Source organism: uncultured Roseobacter sp. (assembly GCF_947495275.1).
Lineage (GTDB): Bacteria > Pseudomonadota > Alphaproteobacteria > Rhodobacterales > Rhodobacteraceae > Roseobacter.
In genome coordinates, this window is sequence record NZ_CANLYL010000002.1 from 571,596 (window position 1) to 591,017 (window position 19,422).

Genomic DNA, 19,422 nt, shown 5'->3' on the forward strand with positions numbered 1-19,422 from the left:
CCTAGGCCCAGTGAACCCAGCGCCCGTGAAAATCCGCGCGGCCAAGCTGGATTGCCTCATCTTCCGGCCAGAGCCGCAGTGTCAAGGCAGCACCGAGCGCTCCGGTGCTGTCGCCATCGTTCTCCATCGCCAGCCAGGCCAGCGGCGATTGGGCGGTCGCTTCTGCGCCCGCCTGCTCGATCAGTTTCTGGCCGCGCGACTGGGCCTCTTGCGGGAAATACTGCCACGCCACGGTATGTTGGATAAGATGCACATGGCCATCGGGGATGGATGTCAGGCGGGTGGCGAGCCAGTCAATGGCGTCGCCGCGCGTCACCGGCGCATCGCAGATCGCGGCGGCAGCACGGGTCAGTTCCAGGCGATGGGGTTGATCGGGCCAGAGGTATGCACGCAGTCGCAGCAGATCATCAGGGTCGCTTGGGTCCAAGGGGTTGAGGTCGACGCCCGCGCGCGCTGCGATGTCGGGGCGGGCGTTGGGCGGCAGAGGCCCCTGCCATTCGGGCGATAAGGTCAAGGCCGGCATGTCGGGCGATATTTCAAGACCCGGCAGGGAAAGGGCAAAGCGGTCCCACATCAGGTTGAGACCGGCGCTTGCGCCGAGTTCCGAGAGCACGAAGGGCAGATCGTAACGCGTCGCCACGACGCCCGCTGCGGCGATGAGAGCCGCGGACCGGCGCACCTCATTTGTTTGAGGGGGGCTTTCCACCCAGTCGAGCAGAAACGCCTCATGAATGCGCATCGCCTCAACGATGCTTTCCAAAAGCGCTGCGTCGGACACCTGGAAAGGTGGGTAAAGGCGCGCCAGTCCCGGGGCACGCTGCGACAAGACCAGCGCATGCAACCCGCCGGCCATGCGCAAGGGCAAGGAGGCACCGCCCGGTCCGATATCGCCGGTGAATTGTTCGAAACGCGCAGCCAGCGCGCGCTCAACCGGCCAGTGATCTCCCAACAGGCGCAGCAACTGCTCCATGAAGGGCGAGCCGAGCTTTTCGCAGCTTCGGGCCTGGTTGTGGAATGCTTCGGTGAGGGTCACCGAAACCGTTCCATCAGCTTTTGCAACGGTGATCGGGTGTCGTTTTCCGCTTCAGGCGGTTCAGCAGATGCGGCGGCGACCGGTTTGGGGGCCTTGGTACCCGTCCCGGAACGCGGAGGCGTTGTGCGCAGAGCAACGGCATTCATGAATTTGGCCGCATCGCCGCGCACCAGCCATTCCGCGCCCTCGCTGACCCCGCGCAAAACATCCTCCAGCCAGCTGTCATCGGCTTTCGGGAAATCATGCAGCACATAGGCGGGTACCAGTTCCTTGCGACCGGGATGACCGACGCCAAGCCGCACGCGGGCATAGTCCGGACCGATATGCGCATGCAGCGACCGCAACCCGTTATGACCGGCATGACCGCCACCTACTTTGTGTTTTACCTTGCCCGGCGCCAGATCGATCTCATCATGCAGCACGATCACATCTTCCGGGTCGAGCTTATAAAACCGCAGGGCCGCTTGTACCGATTGCCCGGAATTGTTCATGAAGGTTTCAGGCTTCAGCAGGATCGCACGATCAGACCCGAAACGACCTTCGCTCAGCGCGCCCTGATGCTTGCTTTTCCAGGGACCAAACCGGTGATCCGCCGCCATGCGGTCCAGCGCCATAAAGCCAATGTTGTGCCTGTGGCGCGCATATTTCGCGCCCGGATTGCCAAGTCCTACAATCAGTTTCATGGCGCCGCTCCTTCATGATGCGGTGCAGCATAGCAGGGCGATGCACGAAACAAAATACGGGGCCGCAAAGGGCCCCGCATTCAACATCCTCGATAGGATATGTCTTACTCTTCAGTGGCTTCTGCTTCTGCCTCTGGTGCGTCTTCGCCCTCGGCTGCGTCACCTTCATCTTCGTCATCAGACGATGCCAGACCCGCCGGTGCGGAGAGCTGGGCAATCACGAAATCACGGTCGATGGTCGGTTTTGCGCCTTCGGGCAGGTTCACCGAAGAGATCGTGATGTTGTCACCAATCTCCATTTCGGAGATGTCGATGGTGATGTGATCAGGGATATCGCCCGCCGTCACGATCAGTTCGACCTCCGGGCGGATCAGCGTCAGAACACCACCCTTTTTCAGACCGGGTGCCACGTCTTCACCTTCCACTTCAACCGCGATGAAGAGGTTGATCTTGGTGGTGCGGCGCAGGCGCATGAAATCGATGTGCGTCGGCAGGTCCTTGACCACGTGACGCTGGACATCGCGGCAGATCACGCGCACGTCGTCGTGGCCTTCTACCTTCATGTTGAACAGGGTCGATTTAAACCGTCCTGCACGCAGTTTCTTGATCAGCACGTTGAACGGAATGTTGATCGGCAGCGGGTCAACGTCGCCACCAAATACGATCCCAGGAACCATGCCATCGCGGCGTGCCTGACGAGCGGCGCCCTTGCCTGTCCCCGTCCGTTCCTGAGCTTCAAGATCCGGAATTGCTCCAGCCATCTTTAATCTCCAATATGTTAAGGGCAGGCCTCCTCCAAGGCTGTAGACCCGCGTGAAGCCGCGCGTATAGACCGGATTCGTCTTTAGGGAAAGCGCTTTTTACGCGGATGAGATCTGCGGGCACCGAGGGTCAGAAATGCCGCGCCTGGGCTCGGAGCACCTGTGTTCGCCGCCCCGGATCAGAAGCCTGTCGGCGGATCGGATTCCAGATACCCGTCAGCGGCCAGCAACCGATTGTAAAGCGCGAATTCGGCGGCCCGTGCCTGTTGCAATCGCTGGTAGACCGCCTCAGACAACGGGGCATCGACGGGCGGCGAGACGTTTTTCTGCTTCAACTCGATGGGCATGTCCAGTTGCGTGGACAGAAATTTCCGAAACGCGGCCTGACGCTCGTAGGCAAAAAGGTGCTGGACCAGAAGACGCCCGGAGGGGTCGCTCAGGAAAGCAAACTGGCTGCCAACCAGGGCAAATTCACGCGGGGCCTTGGCAATGACTTCGAGCACGAATGTGTCAAAGGAGATGTTTTTAGTCGATTTCGGATGCGCTGCCTCTTCGTGCCTGCTGCGGTAGCGATACCAGCTGCGCAGCTGCTCGACCGGCTCACGCATCACGGCGACGGTTCGAGGTCGGGCGTCAAAAGTATCCGCCAGAAACGGCGCGATCTTTGTCCAGTAGCGCATGGCATTGATGTGTTTGCGCCCCTTGGAAAAAGCAATCTCCGCCCGCGGTTTCAGCGCCAGTTCCACAGCCGTCGTCCCCGTTTTCGGGGTTGCCAGAAAAGTCAGTCGTTTTTCCAGAAAGATCAACATGACGCCAACCTAGCGCGGTGATTTAAGGCTGCCAACGCCCTTCGAAGTCGTCAGGTACCAGAAGATTGTGTCGGCCCAGATCGCCGACTTTGGTCTCCCCGCAAAGCGCCATGGTTGTGTCCAGCTCCTTGTGGATGACCTCCAAAGCCGTTGTGACGCCCTTTTCACCCATGGCACCCAATCCGTGTATGAAGGCGCGGCCGATGTAGGTGCCCCGAGCGCCCAGAGCCAGCGCTTTCAATACGTCCTGACCGGACCTAATGCCGCCATCCATATGCACTTCGATCTGATCGCCCACCGCGTCCAGGATCGACGGCAGCACCCTGATCGACGACAGCGCGCCATCGAGCTGCCGGCCGCCGTGATTGGAGACGATAATGGCGTCAGCCCCGACCTTCAGGGCCATTTTCGCGTCTTCGGCGTCCAGAATGCCCTTGAGGATCACCTTGCCGCCCCATTCCTCTTTCAGCTTGGCGATTTTGTTCCAATCGAGGCTGGGGTCAAAGGATTCAGCCGCCCAGGTGCTCAGCGACGTGGGATCGGAAATTCCCTGGACATGGCCAACGATGTTGCCGAATTCCCGCCGCTTGGCGCGCAGCATTTCGAGGCCCCAGGCCCATTTCGTCGCCAGATTGGCCAGGGTTTTCAGCGTGGGTTTGGGCGGGGTGGACAGACCGTTCTTGATGTCCTTGTGCCGCTGCCCCAGAATCTGAAGGTCGAGCGTGATCACCAAGGCAGAGCATTTTGCGTCCTTCGCACGTTGGATCAGCCGGCTGATGTAATCGGTGTCGCGCATCACATAGAGCTGGAACCAGAACGGCTTGTTGGTCGCTTCCGCCACATCTTCGATTGAATTGATCGACATTGTGCTGAGCGTGAAAGGCACTCCGAATTTCTCTGCCGCGCGCGCGGCTTTCATTTCACCATCTGCGTGTTGCATGCCGGTGATGCCCACCGGGGCGAGGGCGACAGGCATCGAGACATCTTCACCGATCATCTGGCCAGAGGTGCTGCGCCCGGTCATGTCAACTGCCACGCGCTGACGTAGCCGGATTTTTTCAAAATCGGTCGTGTTTTCGCGGAATGTCTGCTCTGTCCAGCTGCCCGATTCGGCGTAATCGTAGAACATGCGCGGCACCCGACGTTCGTGCAGTCGCTTTAGATCCTGAATTGTTGTGATAGGGGGCATCTCTGGCTCGCATATTGGTTAGTTTTAGTTACCAATTTGCCTCGGAAAGATCAATCTCGGAAAACAGATGCCGAAATTCCTTTTGTAGTACGATGTTGTACTATAATAGTGCGATATCGCACGAAACGAATTGCTATGACACTATCCAGACGTAAATCCATCGCTTTGATCGGCGGCGGTATTATTCTCGCCGCCGGGAGCGGGCTCGGGTTTGAGATCACGCGAAAACCTCATGTGGCTCTGGCGCCATGGGCGCAGGCAGGGTCATATGACGACCCCAGAATGCGCGCGCTCAGCTATGCCATTCTTGCGCCCAACCCGCATAATCAGCAGCCTTGGCAGGTGGATCTTTCGCAACCCGACACCGTGGTACTTTATGTCGATACATCTCGGCTGCTTCCGCATACGGATCCGTTCAATCGCCAGATCACCATTGGATTGGGCTGCTTTCTGGAGGTGATGCGTTTGGCCGCGCTCGAAGAAGGGCTGCTTGTTGAAACCGACCTCTTCCCGGAGGGTGCCGACGCGATGGCACTGGATACGCGCCCTGTTGCGACTTGCCGTTTTTCCACGACGGATGCGGCGCCTGACCCGCTTTTTGCGCAGGTTCTCCATCGTCGGACGTTGAAGGAGCTCTACGATACCAGCCGTCCGGTCTCGCGGTCGGCGCTCGGCCGAATTGCTCAGGGCGCAAGCCACGGCACGCATGTCGGTGTGACAAATGACGCAGCACAGGTCGCCGCTTTGCGGAATCTTTCCGCCGAGGCATTTCGTATCGAGTTTCGCACCCGGCGCACTCTGAAGGAAAGCGTGGACCTCTTCCGCATCGGCCACCGGGAAGTCAATGCCAACCCCGATGGCATCGATTTCTCTGGTCCGATGTTCGAGATGCTGCGGTTGACCGGGCTTTTTTCGCGCGAAAGGGCGATGGACCCCGATGACTTCAGCTATACCTCTGCCGAGGAGATGGTGGTTGCCAACGTCATGTCGGGCATGGCGCATCTGTGGCAGGTCACCGCTACCAACACCCGGGAAGATCAGATTCGCGCGGGCCGGGATTGGGTGCGGATCAATCTGGCGGCCACGGCAGAAGGCATCGGATTGCAGCCGCTGTCGCAGGGTCTCCAGGAATTTCCAGAAATGTCGGAAATCTATGCCACCCTGCACGAGGTTCTGGCGCCGGAGGGGGGAACCGTGCAAATGTGGTGCCGCCTGGGCTATGGACCCGAGGTGCCCGCCAGCCCACGCTGGCCATTGGAAACAAAGCTGACGAATGCCTGACAAGAAAAACGCGATCTATTTCGAAGTCTTCAATGAAATTGGGATTATTGAACAGCTTAGCAGGACCCTGCTGGAGGCGCGATTACCCAATGGGCTGATCGCGCCGCATTTTGCCGTGTTGAACCACTTGATACGCCTTGGGGACGGGCGCGCTCTGATCGATATCGCGCGCGCTTTTCAGGTGCCGAAAACGACGATGACGCACACGGTAAAGAGGCTGGAGGTTCACGGCCTGGTAGATGTGCGCCGCAACCCCGAGGACGGCAGATCAAAACTGGTCTGGCTGACAAATGCCGGTAAGGCTCTGAGATCAAAGGCGATCGACGATCTCAGGCCGGATTTCGAGAGGTTGGCGGCTGGGTTCAAGGTGGACAGACTGAAAGACGTTTTGCCCGTCTTGCAGGATCTGCGGGCTTTTCTGGACGAAGACCGCAATGGCCGGACCGCGGCGCTCTCTCAGACGGAATGAGCGCCATCTGAGAGCGATTTCACGAATGCCAATGTGTCTGCGACGCTTTCTCCCGCCGCGATCTTGCTGACAATGGCAGAGCCCACGACCACGCCGTCCGCGACCTCGGCGATGGCGCGTGATTTTTCGGGTGTATTGACCCCGAACCCCACGATGACCGGCAGGCCGCTGGCCGATTGTATGCGCGCGACTTCGGGGGCCACGTCGCAGGCTTGCGCTTCGGCAGCACCCGTGATCCCGGTGATTGACACGTAATAGACAAATCCGGAGGTGTTCTGCAGCACGCGTGGCAGACGTTTGTTATCGGTCGTCGGGGTTGCCAGTCGAATGAAATTCAGGCCCGCCGCCTGTGCCGGGATGCAGAGCTCACTGTCCTCTTCGGGCGGCAAATCGACAACAATCAGACCGTCGATCCCGGCCTTTTTGGCTTCGGCCAGAAACGCATCGACCCCGCGGCTGTAGATCGGGTTGTAGTACCCCATCAGAACGATGGGCGTGGTGTTGTCGGTTTCCCGAAACGCGCGGGCGAGGGCCAGCGTGCGTTGCAGCGTCATGCCCCCCTCCAGCGCGCGCTGGCCAGCGAGTTGAATGGTCGGCCCGTCGGCCATCGGATCGGTAAAAGGCAGACCCAACTCGATGATGTCGACACCCGCACCCGGCAACCCCCGAACGATTTCGAGCGACGTGTCGAAATCCGGGTCACCCGCCATGATGTAGGAAACAAACGCTTTCTTTCCGGCCTTGGAAAGCTCTGCAAACTTTGCGTCGATACGGGTCATTTCGGCGTGCCTTTCTTATGCTCGCCCCGCAATGCCCAAAAGTTTAGTGGAAATCAATGCATCATGGCTGTGAGCCCCGCCAAAGAATGCCGCTGCGCAAAAAAGGCGCGAAGATTGCGGAATTTCCCCTTTTTAAGGACCCAAAAGCTCTTAGATTGAGATCATGAATTATTTGCTTGCCATTCTTTTGCCGCCTCTGTCGATCCTGCTTACCGGTCGGCCCGTCATCGCCGTTCTTGTTTTCCTGATCTGGATTCCCGCCCTGATTTTTTCGGGTGGTCTGACACATCCTATGTTCATTCTGCTGGCATGGTTTTTGATCTTTCATGCCCGCGAAGATCGTCGCGAGCGCAGGGACTTGTCTTGATGGCCGAGACCCCCTAGGACAGCGCCAGTAAAACAAGGACGCTGACATGGGTTTCAAAATGGGTATCGTGGGTCTGCCGAATGTGGGCAAATCCACTCTTTTCAATGCGTTGACCCGAACCGCCGCTGCGCAGGCCGCAAATTTTCCGTTTTGCACAATCGAGCCCAATGTTGGAGAGGTTGCTGTTCCGGACAATCGTCTGGATAAATTGGCGGCCATTGCAGGATCCAAACAGATTATCCCGACCCGCATGACATTTGTGGATATCGCGGGGTTGGTCAAAGGCGCCTCCAAAGGGGAGGGCTTGGGAAACCAGTTTTTGGCAAATATCCGGGAAGTGGATGCCATCGCGCACGTGCTGCGGTGTTTTGAAGATGGTGATGTAACCCATGTGGAAGGGCGCGTTGATCCGGTTGCCGATGCCGAGACGATCGAAACCGAATTGATGCTGGCGGATATCGAGAGCATCGAGAAGCGCTTGCAGAATATCGTGCGAAAGGTACGCGGCGGCGACAAGGAAGCCGTGCAGCAGGAACGGCTGATGCGCGCGGCTCTGGAAGCTTTGGAACAAGGCAAGCCTGCGCGTGTTGTTGAGGTCGATGCCGAAGACGCAAGAGCCTGGAAACTCATGCAATTGCTGACGACCAAACCGGTTCTTTACGTGTGTAACGTTGGTGAGGCAGAGGCAGCGACGGGCAATGAACATGCTCAAAAGGTTGCGGAAATGGCAGAGGCGGAGGGCAATTCGCATGTGATCATCTCCGCGCAGATCGAGGAAGAGATCAGCCAGTTGGAACCCGAGGAAGCTTCGCTGTTTCTTGATGAAATGGGATTGTCTGAACCGGGTCTGGATCGGCTTATCAAGGCCGGGTACACGCTGCTGCATCTGGAGACCTATTTTACCGTAGGCCCCAAGGAAGCCCGGGCATGGACCATTCGCACTGGAACAACTGCGCCCAAAGCGGCGGGGGTGATCCATGGTGATTTTGAAAAAGGCTTCATTCGCGCCGAAACCATCTCATATGACGATTTCGTTGTCTTGGGCGGGGAGCTTCCGGCCAAAGAAGCAGGTAAGATGCGTGCGGAAGGGAAGTCTTATGTCGTCAAAGACGGGGATGTTCTCCATTTCCTGTTTAACACCTGAAAAGATGATAAATGAATGGAACCAATGATCGGAAAGGACCAAACGCTGAACGACCCTTCGCAGGGGTCCGCTGATAGATGGCTATTACGATTTACGCGAACGAAGGGTTGGGTGGATGACGGCGGCCAAGTCGCAAATGCTTTGTAGCTCCGTGTGCGCGTCTGGATGAATTAGAAATACCTGATGCCACGTTTTTTGATGGTGCCGTGTGCGATCCAACAAAGTAAGTGAGAAGACGTTGATATAGCGCTAGCCGAGGCCATGTGGCCATCAGTCCTCTGCGGATTCATCATCGCGCAGGATTTTTGAGTCCGGTGTCATCTTGCCGCAAGTTGGCCGCATTGGTTTGTAGACTTCTTGACCTGCCAGGTCGAAGTGGAAAAATCCATTTGATGGATCTCGGGGGTGCCCAAAGGTGATCGTCCAAATGTGGAGCTGAAGCAACTCAGAAAGTGATTTTTCGGTCTTTCATCCGAGGGTTTCCCGATACGCCCCGAAGCACAAAGCGGATAATTTTTTAATGGCAGTCTTTTAGGATGCCTAAGCCGCATCTGGCTAGCTCGCAAAAAAGTCCCCTTGGCTGGCTGTGACTTAAGCAGTTCTTTCTGAGATTTCCTGGTCGCACTCCGGTGTGGAGGCATTTTTGTCAATGATGAACCCCGCGACAAGTTGTGCCAGCGTGGTGGCTTCATTGGTTAAGGACTGGCTGGCTGCCGTTGTTTCTTCAAACATCGCAGCATTTTGCTGAGTGGAGCGATCCAGCTGTTCCACAGCGACATTTATTTCAGCGATACCACTGGATTGCTCACTGGCGGACACGGCGATTTCCGACACATTTTGGGAGACATTTGTGATGCCGGTGAGAATCGTCTCCAATGCCTTGCTTGTTTGATCGATCAAAGCGACGCCATTTCCGACGTAACCCGTGGATTCCGAGATCAGAGTGTTGATTTGCGTGGCCGCCTCCGAACAACGATGTGCCAATATGCGAACTTCTGACGCAACAACGGCAAACCCGCGACCTGCGTCTCCGGCTCGGGCGGCCTCAACGCCAGCATTCAAAGCAAGAAGGTTGGTTTGAAATGCGATGGAATCAATTACTTCCACGATCTTGGCAATCTTGGCAGAGGAGTCTTCGATTTCACTCATGGCCGAAACGGCCTCTTGCATAACATCACGGCTGGATTCGGTATCTTGCTTGACGGTCTTTACCGTTTCAGACGCTTCATTTGCACCGCGTGCCGCAGAGGTCACGCTGCTTGTCAACTCGCTGAGAGCCGCGGCCGTTTCTTCCAGCGTTGCGGCCGCGTTTTCCGTTCGGCGCGACAAATCAAGGGAAGAGGCTGCAATCTCAGAACTGCTGCTATCAATCATCCCGGAGCTGCCTCCAATTTTTTGGATTAACTCTGCAAGATTGTCTATCGCGGCATTGTAGTCCTGACGCAGTGCTTCATAGGCGCCCGGAAATTCCCTTTCGATCCTGTGACTTAAATCACCAGCAGACAAGCGTCGCAGGTTCTGCGCCAATTCTTCAACTACAGTGGCCTGCTCGTCGGCGTGGGCTTTGCGTTCGGCGTCGGCTGCGGCGCGAATCTCGTCATTACGGGCCTGTTCTTCTGCTTCCCGCTCTCTCTCCTTGCGCACCCGAAGCTCTTCGGCTTCGCGTTCACGCTTTTCGGCCTCGCGTTTTTCTCTCTCAGAGGTGCGCTCCTTTTCAAGCATCTCTGCCTGACGGGCTTTATCGTCCTCTTGCAATTGTATACGCTCCAGCGCGCCTTCGCGGAAGACGGTCAATGCGCGGGCCATCCGCCCGATTTCTCCCTTGTGGCCAGCAATACCGGTTATCTCTGCCAAATCTCCTTGGGCAAGTCTTTCTGTCACCGCCGTGACGCGGTTCAGCGGGCGTGTAACCATGCTCCATATCAAAATAGGCGCCAGAATAACCAGTGCGATACTGGCCCAGCCAACCTGTTCCATTCGAACTCTGGCCTGTGCGACTTCTGAATTCAGGGTCTCTGCCGTTGCGTCGATTTCATTTTGTGCAGAGGCGGCGAAACTCGCGATCTCCGACCCAATTTCCTGCACGGCCTGCGTGGCGCTTTGGGCTGCGTTGACAGCCGCCTCTTGCGCGGCGAACGAGGCGGCCCGTGTTGCGGCTATCCCGGTTTCCGGATCGGCAATCGTCAGAATTTCTTCTAGTTTCGACGCCACTTCCTCCGTCGCTGAACGCATCGCATCGCTGAGCTTTGCGCCATCAACCCGCAGTTTGTCCTGCAGCATTGCCAATTCATCGGCGTTCCTGGCAAGCGCCGTCTGCATGGCTGAGGCAAAGAAGGATTTTGTGGCAGAATCAAGCGCTGCCTGCGTGCGAATGCGTGACACCTGCTCGTCCATCAACCCACGAATGGATTGTTCATTGGTTGTTTTTGCATCATCGCTGTTGATCACCAGTTGGAAATAGATATCGTCTAGTGCCGACGATAGGGCCGCGTCGATTTCCTGCCTTATAGAAAGTATCTTTTCAGGCCGCATCCGGGCACCATTCTGGGCAAAAATCTCGCGATAGGCGGGCTGGGCTGCGGTCACGATCCCTGCAAGTTCAGCCGTTGCATCGGCTTCCGAAATCACTGGCAAAATAGCATCAAGGCGATCCTGACCGGCATCCGCAAGGTCATTCAGAATGGACAGCATCGCAGGATCGCGCGTCTGCAGAACGCTCAGCGCCAGACCAGAAATCAGGTTAACTTCCGCGCGAAGCTCCAGTGTCGCCTGGTAGAGGGCGAAATCACTTTCGATGAGCTGCGTGAGCGTTTCGTCAATGCTTTCAACAGTGCTGTCGCCTCCAAGAACAAGGTCGAAATATGCGTCATCACCGGCCTGATCCAGAATCGCACTGGCTTGGGTGGCCAGCGCCAAAGCGCCCTCCACGTCCCGGGCGACCTGATCGGCGCTCGTAAAATCCCCCATGCGCGCCGTTGTCAGCGCGTTGAGGGCGGTTTCGACTTTTGTGATAAGAGGGAGAAGTCGTTCGCCTTTGCTTTCACCAAGGGCTGCGACGGCCTCGGTCAGATCGGCAATGGTCAGGCGTGTTTTTCCGGCCAGAGACCCCAGGTCTTCTGCGTCATCTGCGATCAGTACATTGGCAAGAACGCTGCGAATGCGGTCAGATGCTGCGACCACGCGCGCGCTGTTGCGCAACTCCGGCAGACGTTCCTCGGAGAGAACCACCATGTTGGCCGCAATCGTTTGGAAAACCATCCAGCCAATCACAATCGCCGTTGCCGTCATCGCTGCCAAGGCGCCAAAGATCAGCGCAAGCCGCATCAATACGGAACCAAAGAGATTAGAGACAACGGAGCCCATACCGGTGACCTTCCTGTTCATTCTGCGCGGCCTTGACCGCGAAATCTTCATCTTTTGGAGGACCCGGCCCTGAGGCCGGGTACATTGGTCAGTTTAGCTGCCAGGGTTCATGGCTTCGAAGGTTCCGTTCGACCCGATGCGGGTCAGGAAAACATCGTCTGATCCCTGATTGTCGCCGGGCCCGAAGCTCAAAATCATGCCGCCCATATCGATGGTGCCAAGATTGTTCATGGCCGTCATGAAGGTTTCACGTGTGAGATTGGCCCCGGCCTTGCGCAGGCCTTCGATTGTCAGACGTCCGGCGATATAGCCTTCCAGAGAAACGAAACCCGGCTCGGCACCTGCATCAAGTGCCGTCAGCGCAGCCTGATATTCTGCAACGATCGGCATGCTGGTATCCCATGGCTGCGGCACAACCTGGCTGATGATGACCCCTTCGCCATCTGCACCCAATTCTGTCGCCAGTGCCTTGGAACCAACGAAAGAGATTGTCACGAATGTCGGGTCCATTTTCATTTTGCGCGACAGTTTCACGAATTCCGCCAGTGGCTTATAGGCACCAACCATGACAATGGCCTGCGGTTTGGCTTTGCGAATGTCCAACAACGCGGACTTCACGGCAACCGTGTTCCGCGTATAGCTACCCAGGGCAACCAGCGACATGCCGCGTGCTTCCAGCGCCTTTTCCACGCCGGACAGGCCCACACGGCCAAATCCGTCGTCCTGGAAGAGAATGGCGATATCCGTGAGCCCCAGATCGTCAACGAGGTAATCGATCCAGGCCTGCGTTTCCGCATCATAGGTGGCGCGCAGGTTTACAACGTTCTTCAGGGCCGGATCGCGCAGGAACCCAGCACCGGTGAAGGGGGCAATCATCGGCATCCCCGCCTCTGTGGCGATCGGCTGAGTTGCCTTCGTCGTGGGGGTGCCCACGGGGCCCACAAGCGCCAGATAATCATTGCTGTCGATGGCAGCGCGTACTTCGCTGACGGACCGGTCCGGCTCATAGCCGTCATCCATGCTGGTCAGCCCGATCGTGCGCCCGTTGATCCCACCGGCACGGTTTGCTTCTTCAAAGGCGGCCATCAGCCCCTGTCGCATACCGGTGCCCAGAGCCGCGGCCGGGCCTTCGAGGGCGGCCACTTGTGCAAATTGGATACTGTCGCTGGTGACGCCCTGTTCGGCAACCGCCGGGGCAGCAGTCAGGGCCATCGCGGCGAGGGCTGCAATGCGGGTAAATTGAATCATGATGTGAATCCTGAAGTCTGTTGACACTGTGCGACAATTAGGCGCGCAGGTTTCAACAAACGCTTAACGATGCCGCGATCTTTGCGGCGCAGAAGCTCTTAAATACAGTTCAAATTAGGATCAAAGACGCGCGATCGTCAGGAAATGTGGCCGCCGTTAACCCGTCAGGCCCTTGAAATATCCGCGCTTTTAGGCTGCGTGGCCAGCCCGGCAAATGCCCTCAGCGCGCGGCAGGTTCCTGCTCAGAGGATTTGCACAAGTTGAACGCGTTCTTTGTCTCAGGACGTCGGGCTATTGCCGCGTGGTTCACTGGCCGTTCTTGATCAACCGGTCCGCTTTCTTGCGCACCAGCACGGATCGCAGATCATGCATCGCAAGCAGCAGATCGTCCGTTATGTCTTCTAGCTGGGCGTCCGTGGCCCGCGATTGCGCCCATTGTGTGGTGAGATTCATATGGTCCATCGCGCGGTGGATATCGTCCATATCGCGCATCTCCAGAAGCGCCTTGCGTTCCGTCATCCAGTCACCAATCACCGACAGATCTTCGTCCGAAAGCTGTCGGTCGCCCTGGGGTTTGATGTCGCCATTGCGAATGTTCACAACGGCGATCTGATCCATTTCGATCCGGCGATGGCGGTTTTCGGTGTCCACGCGGAACACAGCGGCACCGTTCTCCCGCACCCGGAAATAGTATTCAGGCAGATTTGCTGCCATCCATCTCCCCCCGTATGATCCCTGTCAGGTCAGGCCCGCACAGAATGTCTGAATACGGGTGCAAGCCTCTTTCAAGGCCTCATCTGCGGTAGCGTAGCTGACGCGGAAGTTGGGTGAAAGGCCGAAAGCGGCCCCGAAAACCACGGCCACCCCGGTTTCTTCCAGAAGGGCGGTGGCAAAGGTTTCGTCATCCTCGATCACAGTGCCGCCCGCAGAGGTCTTGCCGATGCAGCCGGCGATGGAGGGGTAGACATAGAACGCACCATCGGGAACCGGGCAGCGGATGCCCTCCGCCTCGTTCAGCATAGACACCACCAGATCGCGGCGGCGGCTGAAAAGCGCGTTGTTGGGCGCGATGAAATCCTGCGTGCCGGTCAGCGCCTCGACCGCGGCCCACTGGCTGACGCTGCAGGGGTTCGAGGTACTTTGCGACTGCACCTTGCGCATGGCGCCGATCAGCTTTTCCGGACCCGCCGCATAGCCAATGCGCCAGCCTGTCATGGCATAGGCTTTCGAGACACCGTTGACCGTCAGTGTGCGGTCGTAAAGCCCCGGCTCGACCTGGGCAGGCGTGCAGAACTTGAAATCATCATAAACCAGATGCTCGTACATATCGTCGGTCATCACCCAGACATGCGGGTGTCGCATCAGCACATCGGTGAGCTGTTTCAACTCATCCCATGTGTATCCCGCGCCCGTTGGATTGGACGGCGAATTGAAGATCAGCCATTTGGTCTTGTCGGTGATCGCCGCTTCCAGCTGATCGGCCGTCAGCTTGAACCCGGTTTGCAAAGAGGCCTCCGCAATCACCGGCGTACCACCGGCCAGCAGCACCATGTCCGGGTAGCTGACCCAATAGGGCGCCGGGATCACCACTTCATCGCCCTCGTTCAGGGTGGCCATCAGGGCGTTGTAAAGGATTTGTTTACCACCTGTGCCCACACTGACCTGCGAGGGTGTGTAGGTCAGATCATTATCGCGCTTGAGCTTGTCGCAGATTGCCTGTTTAAGCTCTGGAATTCCGTCGACGGCGGTATATTTGGTTTTTCCAGAGGCAATGGCCGCGACCGCCGCATCCTTGATGTTCTGCGGCGTGTCGAAATCCGGCTCGCCTGCGCCCAGACCAATCACGTCGCGGCCTGCTGCTTTGAGTTCGGCGGCCTTGGTTGTGACGGCAATCGTGGGAGACGGTTTGACGCGGGCAAGTGTCGTAGACAGGAATTCCATTTCGGCCTCTGTTTGATAGGACTAAGGCCGACTCATAGGGGGCGCTTCGCCACCATTCAAGCGCGATCATCGCAAAGGAGATCATAGCATGCACGACATCAACGATTGGTACGGCCCTGAGACTGCAACATTCGGTGACCGCGTGGCTGCGGCGCGCGAGATGGCGGATATGACACAGGCCGAACTGGCGCGCCGTCTGGGCGTGCGCGTCGCGACCCTGCGCGCCTGGGAAGACGATTTGAGCGAACCGCGTGCCAACCGCCTGTCGATGATGGCCGGGTTGCTGAATGTCTCGATGATGTGGCTGATGAACGGACAGGGCGAGGGCCTCGAGGCGCCCCTGGAAGAGGCCAGCCTGCCAGCCTCCGCGCATGACATTCTCAACGAGCTGCGCGACCTGCGCACTGACATGATTGCGCGCGTCGAACAGCTGGGGCGTCTGGAGAAGAAATTGCGCTCGGCTTTAAAAGAAGAGAGCCATGAACGAGCCGCGTGAGCATCGCATCAAGCGGCTGAAAATGCGGTCAATGCGGCGCGGGATCAAGGAAATGGACCTGATCCTGCACCGCTTTGCGCAGGACAATCTCGACACCATGGATGAGGCCGGTCTCGACCTCTATGATGCGATGTTGAGCGAGAATGATCACGATTTATATCAATGGGTTAGTGGGCAGAATGATGTGCCCGAAGCCTACGTTGGACTGATCTCCCGGATCATCGAACAATTGCCGGATGTCCCCGCCTGATCGGGCATCGTGCGCATTGTTTTAGCACTTTTAACGAATTATTGGCGTTTCCCGCGCAAATTCTGACCAAATTGAAGAGAGTCGGAGCGCGTAAATGAGCATACAAGATCAAATCCCAGCGGACCTGCCAAAGGCCAGCCGGACACAGGCCTTCATGACCAATTACCTTGAGGCGTTGTCGCTGGTGGAGCGTTTGCACCGGCTTTTGCTGGACGTCATCAAGGATGAATTCGAGCGGGTCGGGGTTTTGGAGATCAATGCAGTACAGGCGCTGCTGCTTTTCAACATCGGCGACAACGAGGTGACTGCCGGTGAACTGAAAAGCCGCGGGTACTATCAGGGCAGCAATGTCAGCTACAATCTCAAGAAACTGGTGGATATGGGGTACATGCACCACCAGCGCTGCGAGATTGACCGGCGGTCGGTGCGGGTGAAACTGACAGAAAAAGGTCAGAAAATCCGTGCCGTCGTGTCGGAGCTGTTTTCGCGCCATGCTGACGGTCTGGAAGACAAAGGGGTTCTGGGGCCGGAGGGCATTGACGACATCACGCGGTCGCTCAAGCGGATGGAGCGGTATTGGTCCGACCAGATCCGGTACATCTACTGAAGCGCAGAAATTGCCAGACCGTCGAGCTCTCGTTTGAGCTTGGCGGTCATTGCTTCCGCATAGGCCTCAAAGCCGATGGCGGTTTGCACAAAAGCGTCCGGCCCGGTGATCACTTCGGCCCGGAAATAGGACGACAGCTCGCCGATTTCCGATTGCCTGCGGTCGCCTATCCCAGGTGCATCTGCACCAATTACCAACCCATTGATCGTAATGCCTTTTGCCGCGATGCCCGCTTTGACATCACGCGGACGGGGCCCAAGATTTGATTGGCCGTCGCCCGATATATCCAGCGTATGTTTCCAGCAATTCGGTTGCGCTTCCAGAAACTTAGCACCCAGTCGCATGGCAACGCCGAGAGCGGTACCCGGTGTCGCATCGCGCCGTTCGGTCTCCGCCAGGGTTGCGCTGATGCTGGCCAGTGTTTCCGCACCGGTCACCGGGGTCCAGGGGATCAGGACGGCCTGATCTTCAGGACCACTCCATTCATATATCATCAACGAGACCGGCGCAGTTGGGACCGCGAGCAGGGCAGCAACAACATCGGGATGGTTGAGCGCGGTCACAACCCCGTCAAGCTGTAGCCGGTACTCCCTGAGATCGACGGAACCGGAGACATCCAGCGCCAGCGCCAGCGCTTGCCGGCAATTGGCATGCGAGGGCTGTGCAGAGACTGCCGATACCATCCCCAGGATCATCAGGTTGCGCATGGGATTATCCTTTTGGCGGCGTGCGGGGGTTTTCGGCCCCGAGCCCGATAACAGGTGGGGTGAGTTCCCGCTCAAGCTTGCGCCGCATGGCACGCTCGTAATCTTCAAACCCTTGTGCGATTTCGATGAAGGCCCCGGGCCCATGCAGCACCTGGCTTTTGTAGAACGCGATGAGGCCGGTTTCCGCCTCATAATCGGCCCCATTGATGACCAGGCCATTCACGGTCACGCCCTCAAAGGGGAATTCTGCATAGGCAGAGCGGGGTCCGAACCCTTCATTGTTTTGCCCGTCTCCGGCCATATCCAGCGTCTTGTAGAGGCAGTGCGGCCCTTTTTGCAGCATCCCGGCACCATAACCCAGAGCATAGCCCATGGCTGTGGGAAAATCATTGTGGCTGCGACGGCTTGCGGCAATCGTCTCGGCCGCAAACAGCAGATGTTCGGGAGTTTTGATCAGGGTCCAGTCCAGTAGAACCTCCTGATTGTAGCGGCCGGACCACTCGTAGACGGCAAGGGCCACCGGTTGTTCAACCGCAAAGAACGCGGCCCTGACCTCGGGTGCTGTCAGGGCGGCGACAAGTCCGCCCCGCTGCAACCTGTCTTCGGCAGCATCAACCGAGCTCGACACATCAAGCGCCAGCAAAAGCGCCAGACGACAGTCCGCCGCCTGCGCCGCACTCGCAAAAAGCGACAGCCCGACGAGCCCTGCGCGGATCACCAGTGGCCTGTGTTTTCCATGCTCGACCAGGGTTCCGCCGGGGCCAACGCATCCCCTTCCTGCAACAACTCGATCGAGACGTTATCGGGCGAGCGGACAAAGGCCATATGCCCGTCACGGGGCGGGCGGTTGATCGTCACGCCATTGTCCATCAGATGCTGGCAAAGATCGTAGATATTCCCGACCCGGTACGCCAGATGCCCAAAATGACGGCTGTCGCTGGGCAAACCGTCGTCACCATCCCAGTTATAGGTCAGTTCCACCGGGCATTCCTCTTGCCCGGGCGGAGCCATGAACACCAGCGTGAACCGCCCGCCTTCGCTCTCGTGCCGCCGCGTCTCTTCCAGACCCAGCAGCTTGTAAAATGCGATGGACGCATCGAGGTCTTTCACCCTCACCATCGTATGCAGGTATTTCAGGCTCATCTCGCCCCTCCCGTTTTGCAAAACCATTTGCGGCAAACCTAGCACGCCCCGCCCCAGATGCCAGCGCGATCAGGCACTTGTGATGCCGCAAAAGATCATTTGCAAAATACAGCATATAGCAGTTCCGCCATGGGTCTCGCCCAGATATAGTTGTGGGCGACTCACACCCGAAAAGGACCACGCCCATGCCGCTGAGTGCCGAACAGCAAGCCGAAATCGACGAACAACGCAGCCAGCCCGGCCAGACCCTGCGCGCCGTCTCCCCGGGCATGGAACAACATCTCTACAAGGCGCAGCCGGTGCTCGACCACGGTTTTGTGCGCGTCATCGACTATATGGGCGATGATGCCGCCATCTGTCAGGCCGCCCGCGTCTCTTACGGTCGCGGCACCAAATCCGTGCAGAACGACGAAGGCCTCATCCGCTATCTCATGCGTCACTGGCACTCCACGCCCTTTGAGATGTGCGAGATCAAGCTGCATGTGAAACTCCCCGTTTTCGTCGCGCGCCAGTGGATTCGTCACCGCACCGCCAACGTCAACGAATACTCCGCCCGCTACTCCATTCTGGATCGCGAATTCTATATCCCCGCGCCCGAACACATCAACGCGCAATCGGTGGTCAACAATCAGGGCCGGGGCGGCGTGCTGGAAGGGGACGAGGCCGCCCGTGTTCTCGAAATCCTCAAAGCGGACAGCCATCGCTGTTATGACAACTACGAACAGATGATCTCGCAGGACGGCCAGGACGGCCTCGCCCGCGAGCTTGCCCGCATGAACCTGCCGGCCAACGTCTACACCCAATGGTACTGGAAGGTGGACCTGCACAACCTTTTCCACTTCCTGCGCCTGCGGGCTGACGCGCACGCGCAATATGAAATCCGCGTCTACGCCGATGCCATCTGCGCCATGGTCGCCGACTGGGTGCCCGCCGCCTACCGCGCCTTTGAGGACTACCGTCTGGGCGGGGCCACCATGTCTGGCAAAGCGCTGGACTGCGTGCGCCGCATGCTGAAAGGCGAGGAGGTCACGCAGGAGACATCCGGCATGTCCAAGGGCGAATGGCGGGAGTTTCAGGGAGTTTTGAACGACCCTGCGTAAGCGGGGCTGAAATGCCCCGGGGGAGCATTTAAGTGAAAAACGGGCGCGCTGG

Annotated in this window: 21 protein-coding genes; 8 read left to right on the plus strand and 13 right to left on the minus strand. The window is 58.0% G+C overall.

Annotation, left to right across the window (positions count from 1 at the left end; all coding sequences use genetic code 11):
• Position 1: 1 nt before the first annotated feature.
• The 5 genes from Q0802_RS06075 to Q0802_RS06095 all read right to left on the minus strand — a co-directional run bounded on the left by Q0802_RS06075 (position 2) and on the right by Q0802_RS06095 (position 4,475).
• Entirely contained in the window at positions 2-1,033 is a 1,032-nt protein-coding gene (locus tag Q0802_RS06075; RefSeq protein WP_298915069.1) for a DUF2332 family protein, read from the minus strand.
• Positions 1,030-1,716, minus strand: a complete 687-nt coding sequence (pth, locus tag Q0802_RS06080; protein WP_298915071.1) for an aminoacyl-tRNA hydrolase — start codon at positions 1,714-1,716, stop codon at positions 1,030-1,032. The genes Q0802_RS06075 and pth overlap by 4 nt, the downstream gene beginning before the upstream one ends.
• 104 nt (positions 1,717-1,820) lie before the next feature.
• On the minus strand, positions 1,821-2,477 hold the full coding sequence (locus tag Q0802_RS06085; protein WP_298915073.1) for a 50S ribosomal protein L25/general stress protein Ctc: 657 nt from the start codon (positions 2,475-2,477) through the stop codon (positions 1,821-1,823).
• 179 nt (positions 2,478-2,656) lie between these two features.
• Entirely contained in the window at positions 2,657-3,286 is a 630-nt protein-coding gene (locus tag Q0802_RS06090; protein WP_298915075.1) for a hypothetical protein, read from the minus strand.
• A gap of 22 nt (positions 3,287-3,308) precedes the next feature.
• Positions 3,309-4,475, minus strand: a complete 1,167-nt coding sequence (locus tag Q0802_RS06095) for an alpha-hydroxy acid oxidase (RefSeq protein WP_298915077.1) — start codon at positions 4,473-4,475, stop codon at positions 3,309-3,311.
• Positions 4,476-4,610: 135 nt separating this feature from the next.
• Between Q0802_RS06095 and Q0802_RS06100 the strand changes: the two genes are divergently transcribed.
• Together Q0802_RS06100 and Q0802_RS06105 are read left to right on the plus strand one after the other, a co-directional pair.
• Complete coding sequence (locus Q0802_RS06100) at positions 4,611-5,756, plus strand: twin-arginine translocation pathway signal protein (protein ID WP_298915079.1); 1,146 nt, start codon at positions 4,611-4,613, stop codon at positions 5,754-5,756.
• Complete coding sequence (locus tag Q0802_RS06105; protein ID WP_298915081.1) at positions 5,749-6,225, plus strand: MarR family transcriptional regulator; 477 nt, start codon at positions 5,749-5,751, stop codon at positions 6,223-6,225. The genes Q0802_RS06100 and Q0802_RS06105 overlap by 8 nt, the downstream gene beginning before the upstream one ends.
• Here the strand turns inward: Q0802_RS06105 and trpA are convergent.
• Complete coding sequence (gene trpA / locus Q0802_RS06110) at positions 6,213-7,004, minus strand: tryptophan synthase subunit alpha (protein WP_298915083.1); 792 nt, start codon at positions 7,002-7,004, stop codon at positions 6,213-6,215. The two genes, Q0802_RS06105 and trpA, sit on opposite strands and share 13 nt — an antisense overlap.
• Before the next feature lie 163 nt (positions 7,005-7,167).
• Here trpA and Q0802_RS06115 point away from each other — a divergent pair, with 163 nt between their 5' ends.
• Positions 7,168-7,371: a hypothetical protein gene (locus Q0802_RS06115; RefSeq protein WP_298915085.1), complete on the plus strand. Its 204-nt coding sequence runs from the start codon at positions 7,168-7,170 to the stop codon at positions 7,369-7,371.
• 46 nt (positions 7,372-7,417) lie between these two features.
• Positions 7,418-8,515 (plus strand): redox-regulated ATPase YchF, encoded by a 1,098-nt coding sequence (gene ychF, locus Q0802_RS06120; protein WP_298915087.1) that lies wholly within the window; start codon positions 7,418-7,420, stop codon positions 8,513-8,515.
• A 591-nt stretch (positions 8,516-9,106) separates the two neighbouring features.
• On the opposite strand, the gene Q0802_RS06125 is transcribed toward ychF, so the two are convergent.
• The 4 genes from Q0802_RS06125 to Q0802_RS06140 form a co-directional block, all read right to left on the minus strand.
• Positions 9,107-11,899, minus strand: coding sequence for a HAMP domain-containing methyl-accepting chemotaxis protein (locus Q0802_RS06125; protein WP_298915089.1), 2,793 nt, complete (start codon positions 11,897-11,899; stop codon positions 9,107-9,109).
• 72 nt (positions 11,900-11,971) lie between these two features.
• Positions 11,972-13,126, minus strand: a complete 1,155-nt coding sequence (locus Q0802_RS06130) for an ABC transporter substrate-binding protein (RefSeq protein ID WP_366523303.1) — start codon at positions 13,124-13,126, stop codon at positions 11,972-11,974.
• A 306-nt stretch (positions 13,127-13,432) separates the two neighbouring features.
• Positions 13,433-13,840, minus strand: coding sequence for a hypothetical protein (locus Q0802_RS06135; protein ID WP_298915091.1), 408 nt, complete (start codon positions 13,838-13,840; stop codon positions 13,433-13,435).
• Between the two features lie 24 nt (positions 13,841-13,864).
• Positions 13,865-15,067: a pyridoxal phosphate-dependent aminotransferase gene (locus Q0802_RS06140; RefSeq protein WP_298915093.1), complete on the minus strand. Its 1,203-nt coding sequence runs from the start codon at positions 15,065-15,067 to the stop codon at positions 13,865-13,867.
• An 88-nt stretch (positions 15,068-15,155) separates the two neighbouring features.
• Here Q0802_RS06140 and Q0802_RS06145 point away from each other — a divergent pair, with 88 nt between their 5' ends.
• From Q0802_RS06145 to Q0802_RS06155, 3 genes are all read left to right on the plus strand, one after another.
• A complete protein-coding gene (locus tag Q0802_RS06145) occupies positions 15,156-15,563 on the plus strand; it encodes a helix-turn-helix domain-containing protein (RefSeq protein ID WP_298915095.1) in 408 nt (135 codons plus the stop codon).
• Complete coding sequence (locus Q0802_RS06150; protein ID WP_298915097.1) at positions 15,547-15,813, plus strand: succinate dehydrogenase assembly factor 2; 267 nt, start codon at positions 15,547-15,549, stop codon at positions 15,811-15,813. The genes Q0802_RS06145 and Q0802_RS06150 overlap by 17 nt, the downstream gene beginning before the upstream one ends.
• A gap of 94 nt (positions 15,814-15,907) precedes the next feature.
• Positions 15,908-16,420, plus strand: a complete 513-nt coding sequence (locus tag Q0802_RS06155) for a winged helix DNA-binding protein (protein ID WP_298915099.1) — start codon at positions 15,908-15,910, stop codon at positions 16,418-16,420.
• Here Q0802_RS06155 and Q0802_RS06160 read toward each other — a convergent pair.
• From Q0802_RS06160 to Q0802_RS06170, 3 genes are read right to left on the minus strand one after another with little or no spacing between them, the layout of a single operon-like run.
• Entirely contained in the window at positions 16,414-17,127 is a 714-nt protein-coding gene (locus tag Q0802_RS06160) for a DUF1194 domain-containing protein (protein WP_298915101.1), read from the minus strand. The two genes, Q0802_RS06155 and Q0802_RS06160, sit on opposite strands and share 7 nt — an antisense overlap.
• 4 nt (positions 17,128-17,131) lie before the next feature.
• On the minus strand, positions 17,132-17,845 hold the full coding sequence (locus tag Q0802_RS06165; protein ID WP_298915103.1) for a DUF1194 domain-containing protein: 714 nt from the start codon (positions 17,843-17,845) through the stop codon (positions 17,132-17,134).
• Entirely contained in the window at positions 17,842-18,270 is a 429-nt protein-coding gene (locus tag Q0802_RS06170; RefSeq protein ID WP_298915105.1) for a VOC family protein, read from the minus strand. The genes Q0802_RS06165 and Q0802_RS06170 overlap by 4 nt, the downstream gene beginning before the upstream one ends.
• Positions 18,271-18,455: 185 nt before the next feature.
• Here Q0802_RS06170 and thyX point away from each other — a divergent pair, with 185 nt between their 5' ends.
• The gene (thyX, locus tag Q0802_RS06175; protein ID WP_298915107.1) at positions 18,456-19,370 is read left to right on the plus strand and encodes an FAD-dependent thymidylate synthase; all 915 of its coding nucleotides are present in this window, start codon (positions 18,456-18,458) and stop codon (positions 19,368-19,370) included.
• Positions 19,371-19,422: the final 52 nt, after the last annotated feature.